At 66.8% G+C, this 11,968-nt stretch carries 13 protein-coding genes; 3 read left to right on the forward strand and 10 right to left on the reverse strand.

What is annotated here, in order from left to right; all coding sequences use genetic code 11:
- The first annotated feature begins 74 nt into the window (after window positions 1–74).
- Together cobT and METRZ18153_RS0119790 are read left to right on the forward strand one after the other, a co-directional pair.
- Window positions 75–1,124 carry a nicotinate-nucleotide--dimethylbenzimidazole phosphoribosyltransferase gene (gene cobT / locus METRZ18153_RS0119785; RefSeq protein ID WP_020166376.1) on the forward strand — a complete coding sequence of 350 codons (1,050 nt, stop codon included), beginning with the start codon at window positions 75–77 and terminating at the stop codon, window positions 1,122–1,124.
- A 31-nt stretch (window positions 1,125–1,155) separates the two neighbouring features.
- Window positions 1,156–1,920 (forward strand): adenosylcobinamide-GDP ribazoletransferase, encoded by a 765-nt coding sequence (locus METRZ18153_RS0119790; protein ID WP_020166377.1) that lies wholly within the window; start codon window positions 1,156–1,158, stop codon window positions 1,918–1,920.
- Window positions 1,921–2,307: 387 nt separating this feature from the next.
- On the opposite strand, the gene METRZ18153_RS0119795 is transcribed toward METRZ18153_RS0119790, so the two are convergent.
- The 4 genes from METRZ18153_RS0119795 to mnmG are packed head-to-tail and all read right to left on the reverse strand — an operon-like array spanning window position 2,308 to window position 6,558.
- Window positions 2,308–3,165 carry a ParB/RepB/Spo0J family partition protein gene (locus METRZ18153_RS0119795; protein WP_020166378.1) on the reverse strand — a complete coding sequence of 286 codons (858 nt, stop codon included), beginning with the start codon at window positions 3,163–3,165 and terminating at the stop codon, window positions 2,308–2,310.
- A 28-nt stretch (window positions 3,166–3,193) separates the two neighbouring features.
- Entirely contained in the window at window positions 3,194–3,964 is a 771-nt protein-coding gene (locus METRZ18153_RS0119800) for a ParA family protein (RefSeq protein WP_019916079.1), read from the reverse strand.
- Between the two features lie 6 nt (window positions 3,965–3,970).
- Window positions 3,971–4,612 carry a 16S rRNA (guanine(527)-N(7))-methyltransferase RsmG gene (gene rsmG, locus METRZ18153_RS0119805; protein WP_020166379.1) on the reverse strand — a complete coding sequence of 214 codons (642 nt, stop codon included), beginning with the start codon at window positions 4,610–4,612 and terminating at the stop codon, window positions 3,971–3,973.
- A 56-nt stretch (window positions 4,613–4,668) separates the two neighbouring features.
- Window positions 4,669–6,558: a tRNA uridine-5-carboxymethylaminomethyl(34) synthesis enzyme MnmG gene (gene mnmG, locus METRZ18153_RS0119810; RefSeq protein WP_020166380.1), complete on the reverse strand. Its 1,890-nt coding sequence runs from the start codon at window positions 6,556–6,558 to the stop codon at window positions 4,669–4,671.
- Window positions 6,559–6,722: 164 nt separating this feature from the next.
- Between mnmG and METRZ18153_RS0119815 the strand changes: the two genes are divergently transcribed.
- A complete protein-coding gene (locus METRZ18153_RS0119815) occupies window positions 6,723–7,031 on the forward strand; it encodes a hypothetical protein (protein ID WP_198291224.1) in 309 nt (102 codons plus the stop codon).
- Between the two features lie 34 nt (window positions 7,032–7,065).
- Here METRZ18153_RS0119815 and METRZ18153_RS0119820 read toward each other — a convergent pair whose 3' ends face one another.
- From METRZ18153_RS0119820 to rpmH, 6 genes are all read right to left on the reverse strand, one after another.
- Entirely contained in the window at window positions 7,066–7,830 is a 765-nt protein-coding gene (locus METRZ18153_RS0119820) for a sulfite exporter TauE/SafE family protein (protein WP_020166382.1), read from the reverse strand.
- 37 nt (window positions 7,831–7,867) lie between these two features.
- On the reverse strand, window positions 7,868–9,226 hold the full coding sequence (gene mnmE, locus METRZ18153_RS0119825; protein WP_020166383.1) for a tRNA uridine-5-carboxymethylaminomethyl(34) synthesis GTPase MnmE: 1,359 nt from the start codon (window positions 9,224–9,226) through the stop codon (window positions 7,868–7,870).
- Between the two features lie 133 nt (window positions 9,227–9,359).
- Complete coding sequence (yidC, locus tag METRZ18153_RS0119830; RefSeq protein WP_020166384.1) at window positions 9,360–11,003, reverse strand: membrane protein insertase YidC; 1,644 nt, start codon at window positions 11,001–11,003, stop codon at window positions 9,360–9,362.
- Window positions 11,004–11,042: 39 nt separating this feature from the next.
- Entirely contained in the window at window positions 11,043–11,252 is a 210-nt protein-coding gene (gene yidD, locus METRZ18153_RS0119835; protein ID WP_020166385.1) for a membrane protein insertion efficiency factor YidD, read from the reverse strand.
- On the reverse strand, window positions 11,249–11,644 hold the full coding sequence (gene rnpA, locus METRZ18153_RS0119840; RefSeq protein ID WP_081629118.1) for a ribonuclease P protein component: 396 nt from the start codon (window positions 11,642–11,644) through the stop codon (window positions 11,249–11,251). Before rnpA ends, yidD begins: the two co-directional genes overlap by 4 nt.
- Window positions 11,645–11,714: 70 nt before the next feature.
- Complete coding sequence (gene rpmH, locus METRZ18153_RS20325; RefSeq protein ID WP_019916069.1) at window positions 11,715–11,849, reverse strand: 50S ribosomal protein L34; 135 nt, start codon at window positions 11,847–11,849, stop codon at window positions 11,715–11,717.
- Between the last annotated feature and the right edge of the window lie 119 nt (window positions 11,850–11,968).

Raw genomic sequence — 11,968 nt, forward strand, 5'->3', positions numbered from 1 at the left:
CCATTGTCGCCGGCCGGCGCCCGGCCCGCCAGCCGGCTAAACTGCCGGCCTGCATCTGCCGCCGCCCGAACATCATGACGCCCCGCTTCGACCTCGCCCCGCCATCCCCCGACCTGTCCGCCACGCTGCAGGCCTGCCTCGACAACAAGACCAAGCCGCTCGGTGCGCTCGGCCGGCTGGAAGCACTGGCGCTGCAGATCGGTCAGGTGCTGGGCTCGTCCGCGCCCGAGCCGGGGCAGGCGCACCTGCTGGTGTGCGCCGGCGACCACGGCACGCTGCGCGACGCGCGCGGTCGCGGCCTGTCGGCCTACCCGGCCGACGTGACCTGGCAGATGGTCGAGAACTTCCTCGCCGGCGGCGCCGCCATCAATGTGCTGGCGCGCGAGGGCGGCATGGCGCTGCACATTGCCGACTGCGGTGTGGCGCACGACTTCGCTCCGCGCGACGGCCTGATCGACGCCAAGGTGGCGCACGGCACCGCGAGCTGGTTCGACGGCCCGGCGATGACGCCGGCGCAGTGCGCCCAGGCGCTGAACAACGGCGCCCGCATCGCCCGCGACATCGCGGCCGGCGGCGCCCGCGTGCTCGGCTTCGGCGAGATGGGCATCGGCAATACGGCGTCCGCATCGCTGATCACCCACCTGCTGACCGGCGCGCCGATGGACGACTGCGTCGGCCGCGGCACCGGTCTGGGCGACGCCGCGCTGGCCGACAAGAAGCGCGTGCTGGCCGCGCTGGCGGCCGGCTACGACGGTCCGCGCGACGCGTTTTCGGTGCTGACCGCATTCGGCGGCTTCGAAATCGCCACCATGGCGGGCGCCATGCTCGGCGCCGCGCAATCGCGCATGCTGCTGCTGATCGACGGCTTCATCAGCTCGGCCGCCGCGCTGGTCGCGCAGGCACACGCACCGGCGCTGCGCCACTACTGCGTGTTCTCGCACCGCTCGCAGGAGCGCGGCCACGCCATCCAGCTCGAACACATGCAGGCGCTGCCCCTGCTCGACCTCGACCTGCGTCTCGGTGAAGGCACCGGGGCGGCACTCGCATGGCCGCTGGTCCGCGCGGCCGCCGCCATCCTGCGTGACATGGCCAGTTTCGAGTCGGCCGGCGTGTCGAAGGCGTGAAGGACACGCCGGGCACCACCGTGACACGCCGATGATCCGTCGCGAACTCGAACTGTTCTTCAACGCGCTGCGCTTCTTTACGCGGCTGCCGGTGCCGGCCTGGGTCGGCTGGTCGACTGAGCTGATGAACGCCAGCGCACGCTGGTTCCCGACGGTGGGCTGGATCGTCGGCGCGATGGGCGCCGCCGTGCTGTGGGCGACCGGGCAGGTATTGCCGGCGGCGCTCGCCGCCGTACTGTCGACCGCTGCGACGATACGACTGACCGGCGCCTTCCACGAGGACGGCTGGGGCGACGTCTGCGACGGTTTCGGCGGCGGCTGGTCGCGCGAACAGATCCTGACCATCATGAAGGACTCGCGCATCGGTGCCTACGGCGCCATCGGCATCGTGCTGATGCTGGCGGGCAAGCTGACGGCGCTGTCCGCGCTGCCGCTGGCGAGCGCGGTCGTTGCGCTGCTGGTCGCACATCCGCTGTCGCGGCTGTGCGCGACCGCGCTGATCTACCTGATGCGCTACGCCCGCGACGAGGACCCGGACGGCGTGTCGCGCGCCAAGCCGCTGGCAGTGAAGCTGTCGGCGGGCGGCATGCTGTGGGCGGCACTGTGCGGGCTGGTGCCGCTGTCGCTGCTCGCACCGGTACAGATCGCGCTGGTGATCGGGCTGGCGCTGCTCGTCACCGTCGCCGCTGCCCGTCACTTCCAGCGCCGCATCGGCGGCTATACCGGCGACTGTCTGGGGGCGGTGCAGCAACTGGCGGAGCTGGCCGTCTATGTGGCGCTGTGTGTGCGGATCTGACCGCGATTCGGCCTGGTGGTGAGCTTGCTCGCGCGAGTAGCCTGAACCGAAGCTTGCGGCCCGTCGCCGCCCTGTCGCGGCCAAGACCGCTCCCACAATAGGTCGGCTCGATCCACGATCGGAGCCAGAGCGCGGTTCTGTGGGAGGGGTCTTCTGACCCCGACGGCAGCCTGAATCGAAGCTGACGGACTGCAGCGGCCGCATTGCGGCCAACGCTACTCTCCCAGGATCGCACCGCCGCAGTCAGGGGCCCGGTCTTGTGGGAGCGAGCTTGCTCGCGATTGCAGCCTTCATCGAAATCTGCGGCCGTTCACCGCCCTGTCGCGGCCAAGGCCGCTCCCACAGGGGCTGAGCCCGATCCGCGTACTCGTGTCGCGGGCGCTTGGGTCAGCCGCGCAGGCGCGCGATCAAGCCGTCCAGCTGGTCGAGGTCGTTGAAGCGGATGACCAGCTTGCCGGCGCCGCGCGCGTTGGCGGCGATCGACACTGGCGCGCCGACGATGTCAGACAGTTCCTCTTCTAGCCGCGCCAAGTCGCGCGAGGGCTCGGCTCTTGCCTTGGTGCCCTGCTCGGCCAGACCGCCACGCGCCACCATTTTTTCGGTGTCGCGCACCGTCAGCCCTTGCGCGACGACGCGGTTGGCGAAGGCGATCTGATCCGCCTTGGGCAGGCTCAGCAGCGCACGCGCGTGGCCCATGTCGAGGTCGCCGGTCACCAGCTGTTCCTGCACCGGTTCGGCCAGCTGCAGCAGACGCAGCAGATTGGTGGTGGCCGAGCGCGAACGGCCGATCGCGTTGGCCGCCTGTTCGTGCGTCATGCCGAATTCGTCGATCAGACGCTGTACGCCGGCCGCCTCTTCCAGCGGATTCAGATCCTCACGCTGGATGTTCTCGATCAGGCTCATCGCCAGCGCGGCGTCGTCCGGGATGTCGCGCACCAGCGTCGGCACTTCGCTCAGCCCGGCGAGCTGCGCGGCACGCCAGCGCCGTTCGCCGGCGATGATTTCGAATCGCCCGCCACCGACGCTGCGCACGATGATGGGCTGCATGATGCCCTGCGACTTGATCGACTCCGCCAGCTCTTCGAGCGAGCCGGGATCCATGCGGGTGCGCGGCTGATACTTGCCCGGCTGCAGCAGACCGACGTCCAGCGTGCGCAGTTCGCCCGAATTGCCGGATTCACCGGTATTGCCGGCCAGCAGCGCGTCGAGGCCGCGGCCGAGGCCCTTCAGTTTGGGAGGAGTCATGGCGTTCGGTGTTGTTGTCGTGGGTCGATCAGAAGCTCTTCACACGCTCGATCATTTCCTGCGCGAAGGCGCTGTAGGCCTGCGCGCCCTTGGCGTTCTTGTCGAACAGCACGCCGGGAATGCCGTAGCTCGGCGCCTCGGCCAGCCGCACATTGCGTGGCACGAGGGTGCGGAACACCTTGTCGCCGAAATGCGATTCGAGCTGGCCCGACACCTGCTGCGACAGCGTGCTGCGCGGGTCGAACATGACGCGCAGCAGGCCGATGATCTTCAGGTCGCGGTTCAGGTTGGCGTGCACCTTCTTGATCGTATTGACCAGATCGGACAGGCCTTCGAGCGCGTAGTACTCGCATTGCATCGGAATGATGACGCCGTGCGCCGCGCACAGACCGTTCAGCGTGAGCAGGCTGAGGCTGGGCGGACAGTCGATCAGCACGAAGTCGTAATCGGCTGCGTGCTCGGCAATCGCCTTCTTCAATCGATTTTCCCGATTCTCCAGCCCGACCAGTTCGACTTCGGCGCCGGCCAGATCGCGGTTGGCCGGCAGCACATCCAGCCCGGCGTGCGGACTGGTCACGCGTGCGTCGGCCAGCGATGACAGGCCGACCAGCACCTGATAGACGCTGGACTTCAGCGTGCGCTTGTCGACGCCAGCACCCATCGTGGCATTGCCCTGCGGGTCGAGATCGACCAGCAGCGTGCGCTGGCCGGCCTGGCCGAGCGCGGCGGCGAGATTCACGCTGGTGGTGGTCTTGCCCACCCCGCCCTTCTGGTTGGCGACTGCGAAGATGTAGGGCATGCCGGCTCAGCCGTCCGACTGCAGTTCGCGCGCGAGCCACAGCAGGTGGCGGGCGCCCTCGACACCGGGCACCTGCAGCTCTTCCGAGCGCAGCAATGACCAGCCCTTCGGGATTGCGCGCACTTCCTCGTCCGGATAGACGCCCTTCATCGCCAGCATGTGGCCACCCGGCTTCAGCAGATGGCCGGCCACCTTGATGAAGTCGGCCAGATCGCCGAAGGCGCGCGAAATGATGAAGTCGCACCCTTCCGGCAAGGTCACCGCTTCGGCGCGCGCGGTCTGTACGTCGAAGTTCTCGAGACCGAGGTCGATGCGCACCTGCTGCTGGAAGGACGCCTTCTTCGAGTTCGGTTCGATCGACACCACATCCAGATCGCTGCGGGCGATGGCCAGCGGAATGCCGGGCACGCCACCGCCGGAACCGATATCGGCCAGCTTCGCGCCTTCCGGCAGGAAGCGCTCGACCGACAGCGCGTCCAGCAGGTGGTGGGTGAGCATGCGGGATTCTTCGCGTATCGCGGTCAGGTTATAGACCGCGTTCCACTTGGCCATCAGTGCGATGTAGCGCAGCAGACGGGTACGGGCTGTCGCGGTGAGCGGCAGGTCAAGTGCGGCAAGGCCGGCGTCGAGTTCGGTTTGCAAGGTCATGGGCGGATGGTTTCCGGGTACTTCGAATCGGTGCGGCCGCGTGCGGGCCGGTGCGTTCAGGCGGCGCTGCGCACGGCGGCGCGCTTCTTCAGGTACACGAGCAACAGCGAAATCGCCGCCGGCGTGATGCCCTGGATGCGCGAAGCCTGACCCAGCGTTTCCGGCCTGTGCAGCGTGAGCTTCTGCTGCACTTCGCGCGACAGGCCGCCGACCGCGGCGTAGTCGATGTCGTCCGGCAGGCGCGTGTCTTCGGTTGCGCGCAGCTTGTCGACCTCGTTCTGCTGGCGGTCGATATAGCCCTGGTACTTGGCCAGGATGTCGAGCTGCTCGATCGCCTGCGCGTGGTCTATCGGCGCCGGTGCGCCGGGCAGCGTCATCAGGGACGCGTAGCTCACGTCGGGCCGGCGCAGCAGGTCGAACAGCGTGTATTCGCGCTCGATCGCCTTGCCCAGCACGCGCTGCGCGTCCTCGGCCGGCAGCGTGTCCGGACGGATCCACGTGGAACGCAGCCGCCGCTCCTCGGCGGCGATGGCGTCGCGCTTGCGGTTGTAGGCGTCCCAGCGCAGGTCGTCGATCAGCCCCATATCGCGTGCGGCGTCGGTCAGGCGCAGGTCGGCATTGTCTTCGCGCAGGCTCAGGCGGTATTCGGCGCGCGACGTAAACATGCGGTAGGGCTCGGCCACACCGCGGGTGATCAGGTCGTCGACCAGCACGCCCAGATAGGCCTCATCGCGGCGCGGGCACCACGCTTCCAGCCCCTTGGTCTGCCGTGCCGCATTCAGTCCTGCGAGCAGGCCCTGGGCGGCCGCTTCTTCGTAACCGGTGGTGCCATTGATCTGGCCGGCGAAGAACAGGCCCTGGATGGCCTTGGTTTCGAGCGATGATTTCAGTCCGCGCGGATCGTAGTAGTCGTACTCGATCGCGTAGCCCGGGCGCAGGATGTGCGCGTTCTCCAGACCGGGAATGCTGCGTACCAGATCGACCTGCACGTCGAAAGGCAACGAGGTCGAGATCCCGTTCGGGTACACCTCGTGCGTGGTCAGGCCTTCCGGTTCGAGGAAGATGTTGTGGCTGTCGCGATCGGCGAAGCGATGGATCTTGTCCTCGATGCTCGGGCAGTAGCGCGGGCCGACACCTTCGATCACGCCGGTGTACATCGGCGAGCGGTCAAGGCCGCCGCGGATGATGTCGTGCGTGCGCAGCGTGGTGTGGGTCATCCAGCACGGCAGCTGACGCGGATGCATGTCACGCGAGCCGATGAAGCTGAACACCGGCACCGGGTCGTCGCCCGGCTGCGCCTGCATGACCGAATAGTCGATCGTACGTCCGTCGATGCGTGGCGGCGTGCCGGTCTTGAGCCGGCCCTGCGGCAGTGCCAGTTCCTTCAGCTTTTCCGCCAGACGGATGGCAGGCGGGTCCCCTGCCCGGCCTGCCGAGTGATTCTGCAGGCCGACGTGCACACGACCATTCAGGAAGGTACCGGCGGTCAGCACGACCGCCTTCGCGTGGAAGCGGATGCCCACCTCAGTCACGACACCGGCGACGCGCTCGCCTTCCATGATCAGGTCGGCGGCTGCCTGCTGGAAGAGGTCGAGATTCTGTTGATTCTCCAGCCGGCTGCGGATAGCGGCCTTGTACAGGATGCGGTCAGCCTGGGCGCGGGTTGCGCGCACGGCCGGGCCCTTGCTCGCATTGAGGATGCGGAACTGGATGCCACCTTCGTCGGTGGCCAGCGCCATCGCACCGCCCAGCGCATCGACCTCCTTCACCAAGTGCCCCTTGCCGATGCCGCCGATAGACGGATTGCAGGACATCTGGCCCAGCGTTTCGATGTTGTGCGTCAGCAGCAGCGTGCGCGCGCCCACCCGTGCGGCAGCGAGCGCGGCTTCGGTGCCGGCGTGGCCGCCACCGATGACGATCACGTCGTAACGGGTCGGGAAATCCATGTTCGCTGCAATGCAAAAGAAGGCGAAGGGGCTGAATGATACGACCTTGGGCGCCCAACATAAAGGCGGAAAGGTTGACACCGTTTCACTGACTTACAGTTGCTTACGGCGCAAAGTGTTTCCGCGATCTAGCCTTGCAGCGTGTTCCCCACACGAGAATGATCATGAAAGCGCTTGGCACTGCACTGGCTGCACTGACGCTGGCCTTCAGCGGCAACGCGATGGCAGATCGCGACGATCACCGACGCCACGGCTATCACGGCGGTCATCACCACAAGCATGGTGGTCACTGGAAGCACCGTGACCGCCATCATCACCACCATCACTACCATGGGCCGAGCGTGCGTTACGGCTACTACCCCGCGCCGGTCTATGCGCCGGCCCCGTACTACGGCGTCTATGCACCACGCCCGCACTACCGTCACCACGACGGCGTGACCATCATCCTGCCGCCGGTGCGCATCGGCTTCTGATGGTCGTGATGTTCCACGTGGAACATCTCGACGTTCAGCCGGCGAAGGTGTCCCACACCAGCCGCGCGATCAGAACCGACACGACGACGATGAATACACGGCGCACGAAAGATGCGCCGTTTTTTATGGCGAGGTGAGCCCCCACCCAGGCGCCCGCGAGGTTGGCAACTGCCATCGCGGCAGCCACCTTCGCCATGATGGCGCCGACCGGTACGAACCACGCCAGCGCCGCAAGATTGGTGCTGACATTCACGACCTTGGCCGCCGCCGACGCGCGCAGGAAATCCCAGGCGTAACAGCGCACGAACAGGAAAATCAGGAAGCTGCCAGTGCCCGGTCCGAAGAAACCGTCGTAGAAGCCGATGAGGGCGCCGAGCACCAGCGCGAGTATGGGCTTAGGGCGATGCGCCGCCGCCTCTGCACGCAGCACCCCGAAGTCCTTCTTCTTCAGCGTGTAGGCAAGTACCGCAACCAGCAGCACGATCACGACCGGCCTCAGCATCTGCGGCGGGAACATGCCGACCGCCGCCGCTCCGGCGAACGACGCGACGAAGGCGGCGAGCGCTGCGCGCCACAATACCTTCCAGTCCATTTCGACCCGGCCCAGATAGCGACGCGCGGCGAAGGTGGTGCCGACGATGCTGACCGCCTTGTTGGTTCCGAACAGCGTTGCCGGCGCGGTGCCCGGAAAGACGTTGAACAGCAGCGGCACCTGTACCAGACCCCCACCACCGACCATGGCGTCCACCAGGCCGGCGAAGAAGGCGCCGGCGCACAGGATTGCCAGCTCGGTCAGCACGACGCTTCCTTGCGATGTTTCACGTGAAACATCCTCATCACTTGCCGATGCAGAAGCGAGAGAAGATTTCGCCGAGCAGGTCGTCCGGCGTGAACTCGCCGGTGATGTCCCCGAGTGCGCGGTGCGCCAGCCTCAGTTCCTCGGCGAACAGATCGAGTTGAAGCACCTCGCCGGCAATGCAGCGCGCCGCCATATCCAGATGCTCGACCGCTCTGTCGAGCGCGTGCAGGTGGCGGGTGCGCGCTGCCAGCGCGTCCTCGGCGCCACCGTGCCAGGCCACGCGATCGAGCAGCGCGCGCCGCAGCAGGTCCAGGCCTTCGCCAACGCGCACCGACAACCACACCGTCAGGACGCCGGCGTGTTCGTCCTCCCGCGCCTGTTCGCCGGTCAGATCGATCTTGTTGAACACACGTATGCGCGGAAGACCTGCCGGCAGCGCGGCATCGATCGCCTGCGCTTCGGCGTCGAAGCCGCTGCGCGCGTCGACCAGATGCACTACCGCGTGTGCCCGTTCGAGTTCGCGCCGGGTGCGGGCGATGCCCGCCTGCTCCACCGGGTCGTCGGTCTCCCGCAGTCCGGCGGTGTCGATCACATGCACCGGTACGCCGTCGATGGCGACCAGCTCGCGCAAGGTGTCGCGGGTCGTGCCGGCGATGTCGGTGACGATGGCGCGGTCCTCACCTGCCAGCGCATTAAGCAGGCTGGACTTGCCTACATTGGGCGCTCCGGCCAGCACGACCGTCAGCCCTTCACGCAGCACCGCGCCACAGCGGGCACGCTCGCGCAAGGCAGTGAGCGCAGCCATGACCTCGGCCAGCTTGTTGCGTGCGCCGGCCTGTTCGAGGAACTCGACATCCTCCTCCGGGAAATCCAGCGTCGCCTCGACGAACATGCGCAGATTGACCAGCGCATCTTCGAGTGCGTGCACGTGGCGGGAAAACTCGCCATCGAGCGAGCGCATCGCCGAGCGCGCCGCTGACGTCGTCGTTGCCTCGATCAGGTCGGCCACCGCTTCGGCCTGCGCGAGGTCGATGCGGTCGTTGAGGAATGCGCGTTCGGTGAACTCGCCCGGCCGCGCCGGCCGCGCGCCCAGTTCGAGGCAGCGCGCGAGCACCGCCTGCAGCACGGCGGTTCCACCGTGGCCGTGCAGTTCGAGCACGTGCTCGCCGGTATAGGAAGCCGGCGCCTCGAACCACAGCGCGATGCCGTGATCGATGAGCGCGCCGTCCGCCGCGACGAATTTCGCGAAGGTCGCGTGTCGCGCCTCGGGCAGGCGACCGAGCATGCCGCGGGCGACCGCAGCGGCGCCCTGCCCGGACACCCTGACCACGCCGATGCCGCCGCGACCCGGGGCGGTGGCGATGGCGGCGATGGTGTCGGTCGGGCGAGCGGACATGGCAATCGGTCAGGTCAGGTTTTCAGGGTGCTGTCGTGACGAGGGCGCCGCCCCCGCATCGATCCGGCCATCATCGCCGGAATCCCGCGGGAGCGGCGCCCTCGCCGCAGTACAGCCGTCAGTCTGGCGGATGTCAGGCCTTGGCCGTCTTCCCGCTCTCGATCATGCGCGTGATCTGCCACTGCTGGGCGATCGACAGAATGTTGTTCACCGTCCAGTACAGCACGAGACCGGCCGGGAAGAACAGGAACATGCCGGTGAAGATGACCGGCAGGAACAGCATCACCTTGGCCTGGATCGGGTCCGGCGGCGTCGGGTTCAGCTTGGTCTGCACGAACATCGTCACACCCATGATGATGGGCAGCACGAAGTACGGGTCCTTGATCGACAGGTCGGTGATCCAGCCTATCCACGGCGCGTTGCGCATTTCGACGCTGCCCAGCAGCACCCAGTACAGCGCGATGAACACAGGAATCTGGATCAGGATGGGCAGGCAGCCGCCGAGCGGATTGATCTTCTCGGTCTTGTACAGCTCCATCATTTCCTGCTGCATGCGCACGCGGTCGTTGCCGTGGCGCTCCTTGATCTGCTGCATGCGCGGCGTGACCAGGCGCAGCTTGGCCATCGACTTGTAGCTCGCGGCCGACAGCGGGAAGAAGATGGCCTTGATCAGGATGGTAAGCAGGATGATGGCCCAGCCCCAGTTGCCGACCAGCGCGTACAGCTTTTCCAGCACCCAGTGCATCGGCGAGGCGATGATCTTCAGCCAGCCGTAATCGACCACGTGATCCAGGCCCGGCGCCATTGCGTCGAGGTTGGACTGGATCTGCGGGCCGGCGTACAGCGGCACCTCGACGGTCGAGGTGGCACCGGCCGCCGCCGGCTGAACCGGCACGATGACGCCAGCCGTGTACAGATTGTCGCCAACCTTCTTCGCGAAGAACTCGCGCTCGACCCCTGCAGCCGGCACGAAGGTGCTGACGAAATAGTGCTGCACCAGCGCCACCCAGCCGTCCGGCGCCTTGGTGACGAACTTGGCCTTGCCCTTGTCGATGTCGCTGAAATCGACCTTCTGGTACTTGCCCGCTTCGGTATAGAAAGCCGGGCCGGTGAAGGTGCTCAGCATGCTGGTGCCGGCGGACACCGCCTTGCCGTCGCGCAGCAGCTGGAAATAGGCGTGTGCTGCGACCGGTGCGCTGCCGTTGTTGGCGATCTCGAAGCGGGTGTCGATGCGGTAGCTGCCGCGGTTGAAGGTGAGCACCTTGGTCACCGCCACACCGTCCGGACCGGCGGCCGTCATGCGCAGCTCGACCTTGTCCTGGCCGTCGGCCAGCTTCAGCTCGCCCTGGGGCAGCTGATACACCGTCTTGTGCGTCGGCATGCCATCGCCGATCAGGCCACTCTGCGCGTGGTAAAGATTAGCGCCACCGTTGTCCAGCAGCACGAAATTGCCTTCGGACTCGGGACCGGCGTGGTGCTTGAGCAGTTCGAGGCGGATGATGGAACCGCCCTCCGCCGACACGTCAGCGATGAACAGATCGGTCTCGACGCGCGCGGCGGCGGTCTGCGCGACAGCCGTCGTCTGCGGTACGTCGGACGGCGCGGCGGCGCTGCTCACCGTCGGCACCGGCGCCTGGGCGCCGGCCGACTGCGCAGCCGTCGCGTCGGTGGCCACGGCCGGTGCGGCCGGCGGCTGGTTGAAGCGCTGCCAGCCGTCCCACAACATGAACAGCGAAAACAGGAAAACGATCAACAGGGCGGAGCGTTGGGTATCCATCGTCGGAATCGTCTTGAAAGTAATTGAGGGTGCGCGTGCTCAGGGCACCGGGTCGTAACCGCCCGGATTCCATGGATGACAGCGCAGCACGCGGCGCAGCGCGAGCCATCCGCCGCGCACGCTGCCGTGGCGGTGGATGGCTTCGCTGGCGTATTCGGAACAGCTCGGCATGAAACGACAGTTGCGGCCGAGCAGCGGGCTGATGGCGTAACGGTAGACCGCAATCAGTCCGAGCAGCAGGAATTTCATCGTCCGGTCTCCGCGACAGGCGCTGCGGCACGTCGCACGCGGCCAAGCAGCGCGTCGATCTCTTCGCGCAACAGACGGCGGTCGAGCACGGCCGGCCGTGCGTTCAGGCGCAGGATGATGTCGAGCGGCTTGAGTTCCGGACGCATGTGGCGGAAAGCTTCGCGCGCCAGGCGCTTGACCAGATTGCGGGTATTCGCCCGCTTCAGGAAGCGCTTCGCGATCACGACGCCCAGACGAGCGCCATCGCAGCCGGACGGACCGTGATGGATCACGAAATGTCGACTGCGCTGGGTACGCCGCAAAGCAAAAACGGATGAGAACTCATCCGTTTTTCTGAGCCTGTATTCAGGTCGGAAAGCAAAGCGACCGGCGGGCTGCGCGGCGATCTGCATTCCGGGCCGTGTCTCGGGGTTCACCTTAGGGGGTTCCCCTGCCAACCGGCCGGAAAAACTGCTGTCTGCGTCAGACTGCCAGACGGGCACGGCCCTTGGCACGACGGGCGCGAATGACTGCACGACCACCGCGGGTGCGCATGCGCTCGAGGAAACCGTGGGTGCGGGCGCGGCGGATCTTCGACGGCTGATAAGTACGCTTCATGGCCTGCTCACTGTGTATTGGCGAAAACGCGCGATTACAGCGCAAAAGGGGTCGCCTGTCAATCGCCGCCAGGCCTCGCGCCGATGTCCAGACAGCGCGCCGAAAAAATATTTCGCTGG

Origin of the sequence: Methyloversatilis discipulorum, assembly GCF_000385375.1 — a bacterium.
Taxonomy (GTDB): Bacteria; Pseudomonadota; Gammaproteobacteria; order Burkholderiales; family Rhodocyclaceae; genus Methyloversatilis; species Methyloversatilis discipulorum_A.